Origin of the sequence: Variovorax sp. PMC12 (assembly GCF_003019815.1) — a bacterium.
Taxonomy (GTDB): Bacteria; Pseudomonadota; Gammaproteobacteria; order Burkholderiales; family Burkholderiaceae_C; genus Variovorax.
The window spans coordinates 4,295,627-4,313,238 of sequence record NZ_CP027773.1 but is presented as its reverse complement, the minus strand read 5'-3'; the positions used below and the strand labels follow the sequence as shown (position 1 = coordinate 4,313,238).

Sequence of the window (17,612 nt, the reverse complement as noted above, 5' to 3'; positions counted from 1 at the left end):
CGGCATTTCATGCAACTGGACACCATCGACCTGCGCATTCTTGACGAACTGCAACGCGACGGCGCGCTGTCGAACGTGGAACTCGCGCGCCGCGTGCACCTGTCGCCGTCGCCCTGCCTGGCCCGCGTGAAGGCGCTCGAAACCCATGGCGTGATCGACCGCTACGTGGCGCTGGCGAACCCCAAGGCGCTGGGCCTCGGGCTCAACGTGTTCATCTCGATCAGCCTCGCGACGCAGAACCGGCAGTCGCTCGCCGACCTGGAACAGCGCATTGCCGAGCACGACGAGGTGATGGAGTGCTACCTGATGACAGGCGACAGCGACTACCTGATCCGCATCGCCGTGGCCGACATGGCGGCGCTGGAGAAATTCATCATGGAACAGCTCACGCCGATTCCAGGCATCGAGAAGATCCGCTCGAGCTTTGCGCTCAAGCAGGTGAGATACAAGACGGCGCTGCCGTTGCCGAAAGACTAGGTACTCCCCCAGGCTTCGCGCACTTCGTGTCGCTGCGCCTACCCCCTCGCCGGGGGCAACACCAGTGGCCCGGCAGAGCCGGTTCCACGGTGTTCCCGGAAAGGGGGGAGGTCTTCGTTCAGAGGCCGATCAGGCCGCCGTCGTTCTTCGTGATGACGATGGTCGCCGAGCGCGGGCGGGCGTTGCCGCCTTCGGGCCAGTGGCTGGAGAACTTGGCCGGGGTCGTGATGTCGGCCACCTTGGTGTCTTCGCCCGGGTGCTGGATGTTCACGAACAGCGCGCGGCCGTCGCCCGATTCGGCGATGCCGGTGATCTCGCACTCCTTCGGCCCGACGAGGAAGCGGCGCAGGCCGTCGGTCCCCGGTGCCTTGCCGACGAAAGTCGCCTGCTGCGCGGCGGTGGCGCCGTCGAAGTTGGTGATGGTCCTGGCCGCACCGTCGCCGACCTTGCCAGGCAGCGCCCCGAGCAGCATGCAGTTGGTCACGTCGGTGTACTTGCCGTCGTCGGTCTCGATCCACAGCAGGCCGGGCGCAGCCTGGCTGAACCACATGCCGTCGGGGCTGGAGAAGTCGTTGTCGGCGCCGAGGGCGGACACGTTCACGTCGGCCGATGCGGTCGAGCGCGCGCCGAACAGGTACACGTCCCACTTGAAGCTGACGGCCGCCGGGTCACCGCCGGTGTCGGCGAAGCGGATGATGTGGCCGTTCGGGTTGCCACGCTGCGAGCTCGTGCCCTTGGGGTCGTTGTAGAAACGCGGGTTGGCGGCATCGGTGGTGCCGATCGCGCGAGCCGAGTTGTTGGTCAGGGTGAGGTACACCTCGCCGTTCTTCGGGTTCACGGCCGTCCATTCCGGGCGGTCCATTTTCGTGGCGCCGGCGGCGTCGGCCGCATGGCGCGCGTTGATCACCACGTCGGCCGCGTCGGCGAACGCGTAGCTGGCGTAGCTCGCGGTGATGTTGTTGACGCCGAGCTTCAGTTCGAGCCAGTCGCCCGTGCCGTCGGCCTTGAACTTGGCGACGTAGAGCTTGCCGTCGTCCATGTACTTGTCGCCGGCTGCAATGCCGCCGCCGATGTCGGCCGCGTCCCAGTTCCTGGTCGACACGAACTTGTAGAGGTACTCGTTCTGCGAGTCGTCGCCCATGTACCAGACCAGCGGCTTGCCGACCACGACCGGGCCCAGGCAGGCGCCTTCGTGGCCGAAGCGGCCGAGCGCGGTGCGCTTCTTCGGCGTGCTGGTGGGGTTGAAGGGGTCGATCTCGACCACCCAGCCGTAGGTGTTGGCGCCGTTGCGGTAGTCGTCGGTGGCGGTGCCGCCCACGACGGTGACTTCGGTGTTCCAGCGGCCGTACAGGTTGTCGGCGGTGTCGGGCGTCACGGTGGCCCAGAGCTCGCGGCCGGTGCCGGCGACGCCGTAGCGGCTGAAGGAAGCGAGTTCCTTGGCGGTGCGGTTGGCGTTGTCGTTGGCGGTGACGCGGCGGAAGTAGCCGGCCCAGTTCTCTTCGCAGGTCAGGTACGTGCCCCACGGCGTGGTGCCGTTGGCGCAGTTGTTGACCGTGCCGCGGGTCTTGCTGCCGTCGGTCGAGTACTTGGTCTTCAGGTAGTCGGTCTTGGCGGCCGGGCCCGAGAAGGTCATTTCGGTCAGCGTGTGGACGCGGCGGTTGAAGCTCGAGTCCTGCTTGTAGCTCCAGGTGCTGCCGCTCTTGTTGACCTCGATCACGCTCACGCCGTGCAGGTAGAACTCGCGCAGCACTTCATCGGCAACGGTGCGCACGCCGCTGACGGCGGTCTGGCCCGTGGGGTGCAGGAACACGGGCGTGATGGCTTCGTGGTTCATCACGAGCAGGCCGCGCGTGGCGCTGGTGGCGTCCCACTTGTTCGACGCGTTCATGCCGAAGAAGGTCATGCCGTCGTGGTGGTCGCCGGCGCGGCGGTCGTAGGTGGTCGCGTCGTCGGTGCCGTCGTTCTTGTAGGCGGCGACACCTGCAGCGGTCGGATCGCCCAGGCGGTACAGCACGCTGGCGGTGTAGCCGGCGGGCACGGTGACCACGTCGGCGAGGCTCTTGGCCACGGCATTGAAGCCAAGCTTCATCGGGCCGGCGGGAGCCGGTGCTGGTGCCGGCGCGGGGGCTGGGGCGGGTGCCGGCGGCAGGATCGGGAAGGGTGCGGCGCCTGCGCCGCCACCACCGCCGCCGCAGGCTTGCAGCAGGGCCGTGCCGGCGGTGCCGGCGCCGAGGCCGAACAGGCGCCGGCGGCTCAGGCGCGCGGCGATCAGGTCGGTGAACGAGGGGTTCGACGTGGGGTTGGTGCCGATGTCGTCGAGATCGACCGAGGGATCGTCGGTGCGGGTGTTTGCGGTCATGCGCAATGTCTTTCTTCGTGGGGTGGAAAGGAAACCAGCCCGCGAAGTTAGGCACTTCGTATGACGCTTCTGTGAATTGCTCAGCTTCCCGTCAGGTTGAATCGATCTCCCTGGCGGCCCGCCGCGCCGGCAAAAATCAGGGCGCCGGCAACTGCCTCGGCCACAGCGCCCACAGCCGCAGCGGCTGGTTCATGCTTGCCGCAAGCCGCCCGGCGTCGGCGCCGGTGCCGGCGAAGTAGTCGGCCCGCACGGCGCCCAGGATCGCGCTGCCGGTGTCCTGCGCCACCACCAGCTTCTGCAATTGCGCAGCCGGTCCGTTGGATGCCAGCCACACCGGTGTGCCGTAGGGGATGCTCTCGCGGTCGACCGCGATGGAACGCCCCGCCGTCAGCGGCACGCCCTGCGCGCCGCGCGGGCCGAAGGCGGCATCGACCTCGCTCATGGTTTCTTCGCGGAAGAACACGTAGCGCGGGTTGCTCCACAGCAGTTGCGTCACGCGCTGGGGGTTCTGCGCGGCCCAGGCCTTGGTGTCGTCGGGCCACTTGCCGACCTTGGTCACGCCCTGGCTCATGAGCCATTGCTGCACGCTGCGGTAGGGCTGCTCGTTGGTGGCCGAGAAAGCCATGCGCACGGTGTGCTGCCAGCCGTTGGCCTCGGTGATGCGCAACCGGCCGGAGCCCTGGATGTGCAGCATCAGCGCGTCGATGGGGTCGGCCATCCAGGCGATCTCGCGGCCGCGCAGCGCGGCCTGGGCTTCGGGCAGGGTCTCGATTTCCTGGCGCGTGTACCAGGGGCGGCGCGGTGCCAGGCCATCGGGGGCCTGGTAGATCGGCACGTTGAAGGTGGCGGTGGGCACGCGCGAGGCTTCGTACACCGGCTCGTAGTAGCTGGTGAGCTTGCCTTCGCTCTGGCCGTTCAGCGCCTCGACGCGGTAGGGCTGCAGGCGGTCGGTCATCCACTGGCGCTGTTCTTCGGGCGTGGCGATGGTCAGCTGGCGCACGTCGCGGCACAGCGGCGCGAAGGCGGCATTGGGGCGCGAGCAGTTGGCCAGCAGCGCGATCCAGGCTTCGTGCAGCGGGTCTTCGCCGAAGCCCGGCAGCTCGGCCCAGCCGACCGGCACCCAGCGGCTCTTGGGATGCGCGAGCGAGCCGGTGAGCGGGCCGAGGTCGCGCGGCGGGGTGATCACGGGGGGGCGCGTCGGCAGCTCGGGTGCGCGCGGGCCGGTGGAGCAGGCTGCGAGCGTTGCTACGATCAAGAGCCCGACCAGCCACTGGAGTCCATTTCTCATGGGTTTGATTCTGCTTGAAGCCCTCGCCGCGGGACTTGTGTTCATCTTGATCATCTGGTGGACCATGTTTTCCGGCCGCAAGAAGGGTGAATTGCACGACGAGGACGACACCGACCGCAAGCCGCCGCCCGAAGCGTGAATTGCTTGTGCAGTCCGTTGCCGCCGCAACTTGTCGGAGAAGTACCCCATTGCTATTACTTTCGTAGCAATCATCGCAGCATTCATGGGCAATGGCGAAACTTTTCTTATTTTCCGTGGGGCTTTGAGGCCGTACCATCCGTGGCACCCGGGAGCTAAGCTGTGGCCCGCTTGACTCAACCCTGAAAGGTATCGCCATGAAAAAGTTCGTACTCGCAACCGCCGCCACCGCCCTCGTCCTCTCCGGCTGCGCCGGAGGCATGACAGACACGCAGCGCAACACCGGCATCGGCGCCGGCATCGGCGCCCTGGGCGGCGCGGCGATCGGCTCCGCAACCGGCGGCAACCGCGGTGCCATCGGCACGGGCGCGGTGGTCGGTGCCGCGGCCGGCGCGCTCGGCGGCTACCTGTGGTCGCAGCGCATGGAAAACCAGAAGCGCCAGATGGAAGCCGCCACGCAGGGCACCGGCATCGCCGTCACGCAAACGCCCAACAACGAGCTGAAGCTGCAGATCCCGAGCGACGTGTCCTTCGACGTGGGCCGCGCCAACATCAAGTCGAACTTCGCGCCGGTGCTCGACCAGTTCGCGAACGGCCTGCGCAACAACCCGAACGCCGAGGTGCGCATCATCGGCCACACCGACAGCACCGGCTCCGACGCCATCAACAACCCGCTGTCGGTCGAGCGTGCAGCCAGCACGCGCGACTACCTGGTGGCGCGCGGCGTGAACCCGGCTGCATTCCGCATCGAAGGCCGCGGCTCGCGCGAACCGATCGCCGACAACAACAGCGACGCGGGCCGCGCGCAGAACCGCCGCGTCGAGATCTTCGTGGGCGAGCGCGCTCCGCAAGGCTGATCCGGCAGGGTGCCGGCGCGCCTCGGTGCGCCGGCCACCTGACCACTCCACCGGGGAACCGGCCGCTTTCAAGAAGCCGGAACCCGCCATTTGTCCATTTAGAGAAGAGGGAATCTCATGAGGAAGTTTGTCGTTTCGAGTGCGGCCGCGGCCGCTTTGCTGTTCATTGCCGGCTGTGCTTCGCAGTCGACGCCGCCACCCGCGCCGCCGACCGCCGAGGCACCGGCCCCCGCACCGGCGAACAGCTGGACCGCGCGCCTGGCCACGCTGAAGGCCGACCTCGAAACTTCGACCAAGGGCACCGGAGTGGTGATCGAGCAGACCGCCGACAACCAGCTGCACGTGGTGATCCCGAACGAGCTGTCGTTCGACACCGGCCGTGCCAACGTCAAGCGCAACCTCGCGCAGGTGCTCGACAAGGTCGCCGCCGGCCTGAAGAGCGCCACTGCCGCCAGCGTGCGCGTGGTGGGCCACACCGACAACACCGGCAGCGAAGAAGGCAACGAGCGCCTGTCGGTGAGCCGTGCCGACAGCGTGCGCAACCATCTGGTGGCGCGCGGTGTGTCGACCACCGCCATCACCACCGACGGCCGCGGCTCGCGCGAACCGCTGGCCGACAACGGCACGGCCGCCGGCCGCGCACAGAACCGCCGCGTCGAAATCTTCGTCGCAGAGAAAGTCTGACGGGCCTCTAGAGGTCCCGCAGGCGGTTGGCCAGCTCCACGGCCGACTTCACTTCCATCTTGTCGAACACGCGCGCGCGGTGGACTTCCACCGTGCGCACGCTGATCGCGAGCTGGTCGGCGATGAGCTTGTTGGGCAGGCCCTCGATCACGAGCCGCATCACGTCGCGCTCGCGGTCGGTCAGCTCGGCGATGCGCTCCGACAGGCCGCGGCGCTGGCGCTGCAGCTCGAGCGCCTGCAGCGACGCATTCAGCGCATGCTCGATGCGGTCGACCAGCGCGTTGTCCGAGAACGGTTTCTCGCAGAAGTCGAACGCCCCGCGCTTCACGGCGTCGACGGCCGTCGGCACGTCGGCGTGCCCGGTCAGGAAGATCACCGGCATGGCGGGCAGCAGGCCGCGCTCCACGAGCCGGTCGAACAGCACCAGCCCGCTCGTGCCCGGCATGCGCACGTCCAGCAGCAGGCACAGCGGCTGCTGGGGCAGCGGCCCCTGGTCGAGGAACTGCTCGAAGGCCTCCGCGCTGCCGAAATGCTCGCTGGCCAGCCGGCGCGAGCGCAGCAGCCAGGCGAGCGCTTCACGCACGCTGGCGTCGTCGTCCACGATAAAGATCAATCCATCGATCAGCGGTTGCATGCCATGAGGTCCAGCGGAAGATTGTTTGCTTGAGGAAAAAGAGCGCCGTCAGGCTGCCGCCGGTAGCGTAAACCTGAAGACGGTGCCGCGCGGCTTGTTCGGCTCGAACACCAGCGCGCCGCCATGCTGCTCCACCACCGTGCGGCACAGGCTCAGGCCGAGCCCCATGCCGTCGGCGCGGGTGGTGAAGAAAGGCGTGAAGAGCCGCTGGGCCACTTCCTCGCTGATGCCGCAGCCCAGGTCGGCCACCGAGAACTCGAGCCAGCGGCGGCCGTCTTCCTGCACCGTGCCGCCCACCGCCGCCGCGCGCGACACGCGCAGGCGCAGCACGCGGCTGCCGACGTTGTCGGGGCTGTCCATGGCCTGCATCGCGTTGCGCGCGAGGTTCAGCAGCACCTGCTCGACCAGCGTGCGGTCGCACATGGCCGCTGGCAGGCGGTCTTCGAACACCACCTCGATGCTCACGCCGAGCTTGCGCGCCTGCAGCCGCACCAGCGGCAGCACCGCGTCGATCAGCGCCTGCGGCGCGACCGGCTCGCGCGTGCGGTCGCGCCGGCGCACGAAGTCGTGCACGCTGCGGATCACCTGGCCGGCGCGGTCGGCCTGCTCGGCGATGCGCCTCACCGCCATCGCCACTTCGCCCTGGTCGCCGCGCGCATGCGGGCCGAGCAGGTTGAGCGAGCCGCTGGCATAGCTGGCAATGGCGGCCAGCGGCTGCGTGAGCTCGTGGCTCAGCAGCGACGCCATCTCGCCCACCGTGGCCAGGCGCGCGCTGGCCTGCAGGCGCTCCTGGCTGGCGCGCGACAGCTCCTCGATGCGGCGCTGCTCGCTCACGTCGATGAAGGCGCTCATCCAGCCGGTCTGCACCTTGTGGGCGTTGATGAGCGGCGCCTCGAAGATCAGCACCGGAAAACGCGTGCCGTCCTTGCGCATGAAGACCGACTCGAAGCCCTCGCGCGGCGGCATGCCGCCCGCCAGACGCCGCGCCTGGCGCTGCTGGTATTCGTGCGCCAGTTCCGTGGGCCAGTAGGGCGCGTCGGGCGCCTCCGCGTTGCCGGCCATGAGTTCTTCGGGCGTGAAGCCCACCATCTCGCAGAAGGCCGGGTTCACATAGGTGATGCGGCCCTGCAGGTCGCGCGCGCGCAAGCCGGTGATGACCGAGTCTTCCATCGCCTTGCGAAAGGCCAGCGCGTCCGCCAGGTCGCGTTCGGCGCGCAGGCGGCGGCGGGTGTCGCGCGCCAGCAGCACCAGCACCGACACCAGCGCGATCGAGATGGCCGTGACCAGCGCGGTGAGCATGTTCGGGAACAGGTCTGGCGCCGCGCGCCAGCCGTCCACGCGCAGCATCAGCGAGGTGCCCGGCAGGTCGATGAGCTGCTGCGAGGTGAACACGCGCGTGCCGGTGCGCCGCGAGGTGCCCAGCGCCACCAGCCGCGTGCCGTCGGCCTCGGTGAATGCCACTTCCTGCCCGCGCGTGAGCGTGGGGCCGACCAGCTCGATCAGCGCGTCGCGCAGCGAGTAGCTGGCCACGAGGTAGCCGCCCGCGTCGATCGGCACGCACAGCTCCATCACCTCGACGCCGCCGCCGCCCGCCACCGGCACGTAGTGGCTCGGCGAGTAGGCCGACGCGCCCAGCTTGCGCGCGGCCGCGCAGGCCAGCGTGACGTCGGACTGCTCGGGCCCGCGGCTGGCCTCGTCGAGGATGCGCATGCGGTAGGGCGTGTTGACGGCCTGCAGCGGGCGCAGCGCGGCGTCGCGCCATTCGAGCCGCAGCCACTCGCGGTGCTCGCGCAGCAGCGAGGCGGCGATGTCGCTCCACTGCCCCAGGTTGGCGCCCGGGGCCTGCGTGGCGCGCAGGCTCTGCGCGTTGCGCTGGAAGCCGCTGCGCAGGTCGGACACGGCGTCGGCGGTGTCGCGGTCGAGCGAGGCCTGCACCTGTTCGACCTCGTGCCGGCCCGCGAGCCACACCACCGTGACCAGCAGCGCCGACACCAGCACCGCCAGCAGCAGCCACAGGAACCAGCGCTGCCACAGCGAGCGCAGGCGAGCGAACGCGATGAGCGCCCATCGCCTCGGTGGGACGGTCAGCAGCGCATCGGACATTGCTACAGGACGCTGTGCGAAAGCACGGGCAGCTGCATGCGCATGCGCGCGACCTGCCCGGCGTCGATGTCGAACAGCACCACGCCTTCTTCGGTGGCCTGTTGCGCCACCACCGTGCCCCAGGGGTCGACGACCAGCGACTGACCCCAGGTCTGGCGGCCGTTCTCGTGCGTGCCGCCCTGCGCGGGCGCGACCACCCAGGCGAGGTTCTCGATGGCGCGGGCGCGCAGCAGCACCTCCCAGTGCGCCGCGCCGGTGGTGCGCGTGAAGGCGCTGGGCACCAGCAGCAGGTCGGCGCCCTGCTTTGCCAGCGCGCGGTACAGCTCGGGAAAGCGCAGGTCGTAGCAGACGCTCATGCCCACGCGCCAGCCGTGGCCGTCGCGCGAGGGCAGGTCGAACACCACGGGCTCGGCGCCGGGCGCGATGACGCGGCGCTCGTCGTAGCGCTCGGTGCCGTTGTCGAAGAAGAAGAGATGGATCTTGTCGTAGCGCGCCACGCAGCGGCCTTCGGGCGAGAAGGCGAGCGAGCTGTTGAACACGTGCTCGGCGTCGGTGCTCTCGATGGGCAGCGTGCCGCCGACGATCCACAGGCCGAACTCGCGCGCCGCGTCGGCCAGGAAGCCCTGCACCGTGCCCGCGCCGGCGGTCTCGCGCAGGCCGAGCTTGTCGGTGTCGCGCGCGCCCATCATGCAGAAATACTCGGGCAGCACCGCGAGCTCGGCGCCGGCTTCGGCGGCCCGGGCGAGCAGGTCGTGGGCGCGCGCGAGGTTGGCCTCGCGCGCGATGGCCGACACCATCTGGATGGCTGCGACTTTCATTGCGTGGTCTCCGTTTTCTTGCCGTCGTCCGCGGTGGGCGTGCTGGGCAGCCCCGGCATGTTGGGAATGCCCTGGGGCAGCAGCTGCAGCGAGCGCGGCACCTTCGCTATTTTGGGGTCGGCCCAGGTGCCTTCGATATGGAACTCCTGCGTGGCCGCGGCCGAGAGCGGCTTGCTCAGTACCCACTGCGCCAGGAAGGTGCCGAGCCCGACGGCCGGATTGATGGCGGTGGCCACCAGCGCGGCGGTGCCGGCGTTGATCTCGGGCACCACCACCACGCGCAGGTTCTGCGTCTCGCGCACGATGTCGGCCGAGCCGTCCATCAGCACGGCGGCGTTCACGCCCTTCATCTGCAGGTTGTTGGTGCTGGCGATGCCCTTGCTGATCTTGGCGTCGCCGCGGATGAAGTCGAAGGCGAAGCCCTGGCTGAACACGTCGCGGAAATCGAGCGTGAGCCGCCTCGGCAGCGCCTGCAGGCTCAGCACGCCGAGCAGCTTGGCCAGGCCGGGGTCGGCCTTGAGGAACTGGCCCTGCTCGACGTCGACCTGCAGCTGCCCGCCCAGGCTCGGGTAGTCGAGCGAGAACGGCGAACCGCGCCAGTTGACGTCGCCTTCGAGCCGCCCGCGCCCGCGCCGCAGCACGCCGGGCATGCCGAAGCGCGTCAGCAGCTCGCCGGCGTCGACGATCTCCAGCTTGAAGCTCATGGCGGTGCGGCGCTGGCCGGCCGCGGCACCGGGAATCGCGGCCCAGCTGCCCTTGGCCGAGAAGTTGGCGTCGGGCGTGCTGAAGGCCAGCTTGTTGAGCGCCCATTCGCGGCCGGCGCCGCCGCGGTTGACGGCATCGATCTCGGCCCGGCCCAGGCGCTTGCCGAGCAGCTCGAAGTCGTCCACCACGATGTCCAGGGCGGGCAGGGTGCCGGGCTGTTCGTCGAGCAGGGTCTCTACCTGCGTGGCCTCGGACGGCGCGATCTTCAGGCGCGCGAGCCGTGCATAGAGGCGGCCGGCCTGCGTATGGCTGTATTCGGCGTAGCCGCTGAGCTCGGCGGCGTCGATGTTGGCGCGCCAGAGGGCGCCGTCGCGCGTGCCGCCGAGCACCACGTCGTGCAGCGTGCGCCCGGCAACGCCCAGCTGCTGCGCGCGCACCGCGATGCGCGTGGGCAGGTAGGCGAGCAGGGAGGTGTCGTCGGACCGCTCGGCGGCTTCCGTGCCCGTGGCCGTGGCCGTGCCCGTGCCCGTGCTTGCAGCGGCATCGCCCACCAGCGACTGCCACGCGCCCATGTCGAGCTTGCCGACGTTGATGTTCGCGAACACGCCCTTGTCGGGCAGGCTGGCGGTTTCGCCGGGCGCCAGGCCCACGCCGATGCTGCCGCGCGTCACGCGCGCCTCGCCGCCCACCAGCTCGCGCACGTATTGCGCCGAGCCGACCCGGCCGAGTTCGAACGAGAGCTGGTCTTGCGTGGCGACGCCCTGGCGGCTGTCGCGCGCCAGCACTTTCTTCTCGACGCGCAGCGGCATCTGCTCCTCGGCGGACTTCGTGAGCGGCGGCGGCAATTGCAGCGCCAGGCCCTGCAGGCTGCTGGCAAGCGAGAACTCGGGCGTGCCGTCGCGCATCGAGAAGGTGGCTGAGAACGGCGTGCTGCCGCTCGCGTTCTTCGCGAGGCGGGCGAGCCAGTCGACCTCGCGCGTGCCGCGCAGGCCGTCGGCCGTGGCGGTGCCCTGTGCCTTCAGCGCGACCTCCCGGTTGGGGCCGGAGAAACGCCCGCGGCCTTCGATGCGGATGTCTCCGCCCAGCAGCCTGGCCTGCACGCCGGCCAGCGAGAAGCCGGTTTCGGTGAAGTTGAGCGTGCCGCGTGTCTGGGAGAACGAGGGGGCCTCGGGCACGATCTGCAGCTCGTTGTCGGCCAGCGTCACGCTGGCCTGCACCTTGGCGTTGTCCATGGCGGCGAGCGGCAGTTCGAGATGCAGCTTGTAGTCGGCCGAACCGGTGGCGCGCGCGCGCTGCATGACCTCGCCGACACCCCCCGTCTCGGTGCCGGCCAGCGGCGCGCCGACGCGCAGCACCTCGGCCAGCGGCCCCTTGGCCTGGGCATCGACGCGCAGTTGCGGCGCATGGTGCGACAGCTCCGGGATCTGCGCCTCGGCCCTGGTCACCTCGACACCGGCGGCGCCGGCCAGGCGGCCGCGCGCGTTGCGCACCAGCATGCTGTCGCGCTCGAACACCAGTTCGCCCGACAGCGCGGTGAGCGGCGGCCACACGGCCGGCGGCTTGCCGTTGCGCGGCGCGGTGGCCGGCACGTGGGGCGGCGAATAGGCGTAGTCGACGTCCGCCACCTTGGCCGCGATGCGGAAGTCGCCCTGCTTCGGGTCCAGGAAGGGCATGTCGTGCAGGTCGCCGCGCACGCGGAAATCGACGCTGCTCGCGGTGCCCTTGGTGACGGCTTCGCGCACGTAGTCGCGCGTGTGCTGGGGGATGTCGAGCGGCAGGTAGCGGAACACGCGCGTGCCGTCGGCACGGGTCAGCTTGCCCTGCAGGTCGAGCACGCCGGGGTAGCGGCCCTTGCTGCTGGAGGTGGCGGGGTCGCTGGTGCGCCAGCTGGCCTCGGCGTCGCCTTCCGCGTCGACGTTGGCGAAGCGCAGCCTGGAGACCTGGAGCTGCGCATTGCCGTTGTCGAGCTTCCATTGCAACTGCGTCGAGAGCCGGTCGATCGGAATGACGGGGTCCTCGAATACACCGGGGAATTCGAGCGTGCCCTGCGCGATGGCCAGCGTGGCGGTGCCGCCGGCGTGGGTGGCGTCGAAGTCGACCGTGGCGCCGCTCAGGCCGGGGGTGCCGGCATGGACCTTCGGCGCAGCAGCCGCGGCATTGGCCGTGGCCGTGGTGGTGGACGGAGCCGTTGCCGCGGCGGCGGCCGGCTGCGGCGTGCCGGGTTGCGAGGCCACGCGCAAGCCGCTCACGCGGCCCTTGGCCTGGTAGCGGTCGGGCGCGCCCAGGGTGCCCTGCCAGTTGAAGTCGATGTGCTCGACCAGCCCGCGCGGCGCATAGGCCTCGAGCAGGCGGTGCGAGGCCTCGCCCAGCGGCAGCCGGTCGGCAATGAGCGCCAGTGCCGCGAGGTCGAGCCGGTCGGCGCGCAGCGCGCCGTGCTCGGGCGTGCGGCCCCTGGCGGGCGTGTGCTGCAGCCACAGGTTGCCGCCGGGCCAGCGCAGGCCGTCGCTGGTGCCGAACTGCAGCGCGGTGGTCGAGAACTCGAGCGTGTCCGCGGTGAGCCGGCCGGACAGCCGGCCGGTGACGCCGCGAAGCACCAGCGGCTGCAGCCCCTTGTCGAGCGACACGTCGACCTTGTCGAGCCCCAGGTCGGCCGCGCCGCCGACGATCTGGCCGTCGTCCACGTCGGCCCACACGCGCAGCGCGCCGTTGCCTTCGCGGATGCGGGCGTCGAGCGACACGTACTGCCCGAGGCGGGTCACGTCGATGTAGGGCAGGTCGGCATAGAGCTGGCCGTCCCAGGTCTGCCAGTGGCCGCTGCGCATGGACAGCAGCGGCTGGCGGAACTGGCCGCGCAGCGTGAAGCGCTCGCCCCAGCCGGCCGGCGGCGTGGCGTCGAGCCGCACGCCGTGGCGCAGGCCGGTGTTGCGCGCGACGAAGCGCACGTCGGTCAGCAGGAGCGGTTCGGCCTTGCGCTGCTCGTCGGTCCAGCGCACCGTGCCGCCTTCGATGACCAGCTCGCGCTGCGCGAAAAACCAATCGGCGCCGCGGGTCTCTCCGGTGGTGTCGGTCTCCATGTGCAAACCAGCCACATGGAGTTTTCCCTGAGTGTCGCGGCGCACGTCGAGCTGCGGACCCTCGATGTAGAGCTGCTCGAAATTGAGGCGCCACAGCGAGCGCGGCGACACGCTGGCCACCACGCGCACGAGGCGAAGGGCCTCGCGCCTGTCGGCATCCTGCAGCACCACGTCGCGCAGTTCGAAGGCCGGGAAAAGCCCTTCGGAGCGGGCGGTGATCGATCCGATGCGGACCGGCACGCCGATGGCCTTGCTAGCCTGTGCTTCCAGAGCCCCGCGAAAATCGCCGATTCGCGGCACAATCCACGCGTGTAGGACAACGACTGACAGCGCCAGCAGAAGCCATGCAGCGATCAACAGACCCAGCAGCCAGCGCGCCGTCACAGCGGTTATTTTGAGCAGACGTGAAGGGGTAGACGCCGTGTCGTTCATTGAGGATCGCGCTGTGTCGGGAATTATGACCGCCAGCATTCAGAGGGGTTCCACGGAAACCAGCATCAGTGTGAACCAGTTGCCAGCCACTTCGACGCAAACAGCGTTCTCCTCCTACTCGCGCTTCGTGCAGCGCCTGCGTCGCAGGTATGCGGCCGAGCTTTCATTGCTTCCCCCTGGCGCGCCGCGGCGCGAGTCGATGACGGTGGCTTACGAGGCATTGCGCCTGCGTGGGGACAGCGTCGGCGATGCCCTGAGGATTGTGCGGCAGCTCGTGATGGAGCGGCTTGTAACTCTTGATTGCGACGCGCAGGCGCCGCTGGCCGTGGTGACCACCGCGGTCACCGAGCTGGCTGAGCTGGCGCTCGACATCGCCTGCCGGGACGCCTGCCACGAACTCGACGCCGTGCACGGCGCGCCGCTGGGCCCCGACGGCCAGCGCGCGCAGCTGTGGATCGTCGGCATGGGCAAGCTCGGCGCGCGCGAGCTCAACGTGTCGAGCGACATCGACCTCATCTACCTCTACGACCTGGACGGCGACACCCGGGGCGACGCCGAAGGGCGCGGCCGGCTGTCCAACCAGGAGTACTTCGCGCGTGCCGTGAAGCGCATCTATGCGCTGGTGGGCGACACCACCGAGCACGGCTTCGTGTTCCGCGTCGACCTGGCGCTGCGTCCCAACGGCAATTCGGGCCCGAGCGTGGTCTCGCTCGACGCGCTGGAAGAGTATTTCCAGGTGCAGGGCCGCGAGTGGGAGCGCTTCGCCTGGATGAAGAGCCGCGTGGTGGCCCCGCGCGACGTGGTGCAGGCAGGCCAGGCCCAGTCGCTGCGCGGCGCGGTGCTGCCATTCGTGTTCCGCCGCTACCTCGACTACAGCGTGTTCGATTCGCTGCGCGTGCTGCACCGTCAGATCCGCGAGCAGTCGGCGCGCCGCAGCGCCGGCCGGCCCGAGCGCGCCAACGACGTGAAGCTGTCGCGCGGCGGCATCCGCGAGATCGAATTCACCGTGCAGCTGCTGCAGGTGGTGCGCGGCGGCCAGTTCCCCGAGTTGCGCACGCGCCCCACGCTCGATGCGCTGCAGCGCCTGGCGCGCGCCAACCTGATGCCGCAGGAAACCGCCGATGCGCTGGCCGCGGCCTACGAGTTCCTGCGCCGCGTGGAGCACCGCATCCAGTACCTCGACGACCAGCAGACCCACGTGCTGCCGGTGGCCGACGACGACCTGCGCTGGATCGCCCAGACCATGGGCTATGCCGATTGCTGCCCCTTCCTCGCGCAGCTCGACACCCACCGCGAGTTCGTCGCGCAGGAGTTCGACAAGCTGCTCGGCGGCGAGAAGCCCTGCAACGGCAAGTGCAGCGGCAAGAAGGCCGCCGCCCCCGCCGAGCTGGCCGACCTGCTCGGCGACCTGCCGCAGGTCTTTGCAGAACGCATCCGCGACTGGTGCGAGCAGCCCCGCGTGCTGGCCCTGCGCGAGGAAACCCGCGTGCGGCTGCGCCAGCTGGTGCAGCGCACCGGCGTGTGGCTCAAGGAGGCCGACGGCGACGGACCGGGGCAGACGCCGCGCCACGTCGACGCCGCCATGCGCTGGGCCGACTGGATCGAGCCGCTGATGCGCCGCGAGAGCTATCTCGCATTGCTGGTCGAACGGCCCGCCGTGCAGGAACGCCTGCTGCGCCTGCTGGGCGCGGCCAGATGGCCCGCGCGCTACCTGATGCAGCATCCCGGCGTGATCGACGAACTGGCGAGCGACGAGATGCTCTCCGGCCGCTTCGTGGCCGCCGAGTTCGAGCGCGAACTGGAGGCGCGCCACGCCTCGCTCACCCGCACCGGCGAAGCCGACGAGGAACGCCTGCTGAACCTGCTGCGCCACGCCCACCATGCCGAAGTGTTCCGCACGCTGGCACGCGACGTGGACGGCCGCATCACCGTCGAGCAGGTGGCCGACGACCTGAGCGCCCTGGCCGACACCACGCTGCGCGTGACCGCCCGCTGGTGCTGGCCGCACGTGCGCAACCGCCACCGCGAGGAGCCGCAGTTCGCGATCATCGGCTACGGCAAGCTGGGCGGCAAAGAGCTGGGCTACGGCAGCGACCTCGACATCGTGTTCGTCTACGACGATGACGACGAGCGGGCCGGCGAGGTGTACGCGGCCTATGTGCGCAAGCTCATCAACTGGCTCACGGTGAAGACGCGCGAGGGCGACCTGTTCGAGATCGACACCGCGCTGCGGCCCAACGGCAACTCCGGCCTGCTGACCACCAGCTTCGAGGCCTACGAAAAGTACCAGCTCGGCCGCGGCAGCAACACCGCCTGGACCTGGGAACACCAGGCCATGACCCGCGCGCGATTCGTGCTGGGCAGCAGCGACCACGGCGCCGAACTGGGCGCGCGCTTCGACCAGGTGCGCGAGGCCGTGCTGGTGTCGCCGCGCGACCGCGAGGCGCTGAAGGCCGAGATCATCGCCATGCGCGAAAAGCTGCGCGGCGCGCGGCCGGTGAAGGCCGGCCGCTTCGACGTGAAGCACAGCCCCGGCGGCATGGTCGATGCCGAGTTCGCGGTGCAGTTCCTGGTGCTGTCGTCCTCGGGCGAGCATCCCGAGCTGATTCCCAACGTGGGCAACATCGCGCTGCTGCTGCGCGCCGAACTGGCCGGGCTGCTGCCCGAAGGCGTGGGCCGCAGCGCGGCGCGGGCCTACCGCGAGCTGCGCCGCGTGCAGCATCGCGCGCGCCTGAACGAAGAACCGACGCAAGTCACCCCGCCAGCACTGGCCGCCGAGCGCGACGCCATGCTGGCGCTCTGGAAGGCGGTATTTGGCTGACGGCACCCGCACCCCACTGAGCACCGCGATGGCCGCCTGCGCGGTGGCCGTCGCCGTCTTCCTCGCGGGTTGCGCGAGCGGCCCGCGCTCCGGCGGCGGTGGCGCCACCGGCGGCCGCGACGGCCCCGGCACCAATATTCCGCCCGACCTGGCGCGCGTGCCCGACGCCGAGCCCCGCATCGAACCCATCCGCACCAGCGGCGGCACCGCCAAGCCCTACACGGTGCTGGGCCGCGGCTATGCGCCGATCACCGACGACCAGCCGTTCCGCGAATCGGGGCTGGCCTCCTGGTACGGGACCAAGTTCCACGCCCAGTCGACGTCGAGCGGCGAGCCCTACGACATGTACGCCATGACGGCCGCGCACAAGACGCTGCCGCTGCCGAGCTATGTGCGCGTGCGCAACCCGGCCAACGGCCGCGAGGTGATCGTGCGTGTGAACGACCGCGGCCCCTTCGTCGACGGCCGCGTCATCGACCTGAGCTACACCGCCGCGCTGAAGCTCGACCTGCTGCGCGGCGTGGCGCCGGTGGAGATCGAGCGGATCACCAACGAGGACATCCGCACCGGCGCATGGCGGCGGGATTCGGGCACGGCCTATGCGGCGGCGGCGCCTGCCGCTGCACCCGCGGCACCGGCTGCGCAGTTCGTTCCGGTGCGCGTGGCGTCATCCTCGTCCTTGTCGCGTGCGTCGAATGCGCAGCAGCCCGTGGCGGTGCCCGTCCAGTGGACGACGCCCGTCGCCGCGGGCAACAACAGCGGCTACAACGACCTGCCGCCGCCCGCATCCACGATGCCGGTCGCGCCGCAGACGCCGATCGCCACCGTGCCGCCGGCGGGGGCCGAGCCGGAATCGGCGCAGTCGCCGCCATCCATTCCGCCGACGCGCCCCGCCATCGTGATGACCGACCTGGCGCCGCTGCAGGCCGCGCCTTCGTCACCGCCGCCGTTGCCCGCGGGCGCACCGGCGCCCTCCACCGCGCTGCAGGGCTTCTGGGTGCAGCTCGGCGCCTTCCGTGAGCGGGACGGCGCCGAAAGCATGCTGAACCAGGCCGCGCACGGCGTGCCTGCGCTGGCGCCGCAACTGCGCGTGTTCAGCGAGGCGGGCACGCACCGGCTGCAGGCCGGGCCGTTCCCGTCGCGCAGTGCGGCCAGTGAGGTCGTCACGCAGTTGCGCGACAGCCTGCGCATTTCGCCGATGGTGGTGGAGCGGCGCTGAGCC

Annotated in this window: 12 protein-coding genes; 6 read left to right on the top strand and 6 right to left on the bottom strand. The window is 70.2% G+C overall.

Going from position 1 to position 17,612, the window contains the following annotated elements; translation table 11 throughout:
* The first annotated feature begins 9 nt into the window (after positions 1-9).
* Entirely contained in the window at positions 10-477 is a 468-nt protein-coding gene (locus C4F17_RS19935; protein ID WP_081268760.1) for an Lrp/AsnC family transcriptional regulator, read from the top strand.
* A 118-nt stretch (positions 478-595) separates the two neighbouring features.
* Here C4F17_RS19935 and C4F17_RS19930 read toward each other — a convergent pair whose 3' ends face one another.
* Both C4F17_RS19930 and mltA read right to left on the bottom strand, forming a co-directional pair.
* Positions 596-2,836 (bottom strand): PhoX family protein, encoded by a 2,241-nt coding sequence (locus C4F17_RS19930; RefSeq protein WP_106936409.1) that lies wholly within the window; start codon positions 2,834-2,836, stop codon positions 596-598.
* A 136-nt stretch (positions 2,837-2,972) separates the two neighbouring features.
* Positions 2,973-4,124 (bottom strand): murein transglycosylase A, encoded by a 1,152-nt coding sequence (gene mltA / locus C4F17_RS19925; RefSeq protein ID WP_106936407.1) that lies wholly within the window; start codon positions 4,122-4,124, stop codon positions 2,973-2,975.
* On the opposite strand from mltA, the gene C4F17_RS33170 reads away from it, so the two are divergent.
* The 3 genes from C4F17_RS33170 (at position 4,123) to C4F17_RS19915 (ending at position 5,803) form a co-directional block, all read left to right on the top strand.
* Positions 4,123-4,263: a hypothetical protein gene (locus C4F17_RS33170; protein ID WP_172839868.1), complete on the top strand. Its 141-nt coding sequence runs from the start codon at positions 4,123-4,125 to the stop codon at positions 4,261-4,263. The two genes, mltA and C4F17_RS33170, sit on opposite strands and share 2 nt — an antisense overlap.
* Positions 4,264-4,459: 196 nt before the next feature.
* Complete coding sequence (locus C4F17_RS19920) at positions 4,460-5,119, top strand: OmpA family protein (protein ID WP_106936406.1); 660 nt, start codon at positions 4,460-4,462, stop codon at positions 5,117-5,119.
* 117 nt (positions 5,120-5,236) lie between these two features.
* Positions 5,237-5,803, top strand: coding sequence for an OmpA family protein (locus tag C4F17_RS19915; protein ID WP_106936404.1), 567 nt, complete (start codon positions 5,237-5,239; stop codon positions 5,801-5,803).
* 7 nt (positions 5,804-5,810) lie between these two features.
* Here the strand turns inward: C4F17_RS19915 and C4F17_RS19910 are convergent, their stop codons facing one another.
* Genes C4F17_RS19910 through C4F17_RS19895 form a run of 4 tightly spaced genes read right to left on the bottom strand, consistent with a single transcriptional unit; the run spans position 5,811 to position 13,569 of the window.
* Positions 5,811-6,437 (bottom strand): response regulator transcription factor, encoded by a 627-nt coding sequence (locus C4F17_RS19910; protein ID WP_081268755.1) that lies wholly within the window; start codon positions 6,435-6,437, stop codon positions 5,811-5,813.
* Positions 6,438-6,485: 48 nt separating this feature from the next.
* Positions 6,486-8,540 carry a two-component system sensor histidine kinase NtrB gene (locus tag C4F17_RS19905; protein ID WP_106936402.1) on the bottom strand — a complete coding sequence of 685 codons (2,055 nt, stop codon included), beginning with the start codon at positions 8,538-8,540 and terminating at the stop codon, positions 6,486-6,488.
* Between the two features lie 2 nt (positions 8,541-8,542).
* Positions 8,543-9,358 carry a carbon-nitrogen hydrolase family protein gene (locus tag C4F17_RS19900; RefSeq protein WP_081268753.1) on the bottom strand — a complete coding sequence of 272 codons (816 nt, stop codon included), beginning with the start codon at positions 9,356-9,358 and terminating at the stop codon, positions 8,543-8,545.
* Positions 9,355-13,569 carry a YhdP family protein gene (locus C4F17_RS19895; protein WP_106936400.1) on the bottom strand — a complete coding sequence of 1,405 codons (4,215 nt, stop codon included), beginning with the start codon at positions 13,567-13,569 and terminating at the stop codon, positions 9,355-9,357. Before C4F17_RS19895 ends, C4F17_RS19900 begins: the two co-directional genes overlap by 4 nt.
* A gap of 25 nt (positions 13,570-13,594) precedes the next feature.
* On the opposite strand from C4F17_RS19895, the gene glnE reads away from it, so the two are divergent.
* Positions 13,595-16,390: a bifunctional [glutamate--ammonia ligase]-adenylyl-L-tyrosine phosphorylase/[glutamate--ammonia-ligase] adenylyltransferase gene (gene glnE / locus C4F17_RS19890; protein ID WP_106936398.1), complete on the top strand. Its 2,796-nt coding sequence runs from the start codon at positions 13,595-13,597 to the stop codon at positions 16,388-16,390.
* Complete coding sequence (locus C4F17_RS19885; protein ID WP_106936397.1) at positions 16,383-17,609, top strand: septal ring lytic transglycosylase RlpA family protein; 1,227 nt, start codon at positions 16,383-16,385, stop codon at positions 17,607-17,609. Before glnE ends, C4F17_RS19885 begins: the two co-directional genes overlap by 8 nt.
* Positions 17,610-17,612 lie beyond the last annotated feature (3 nt).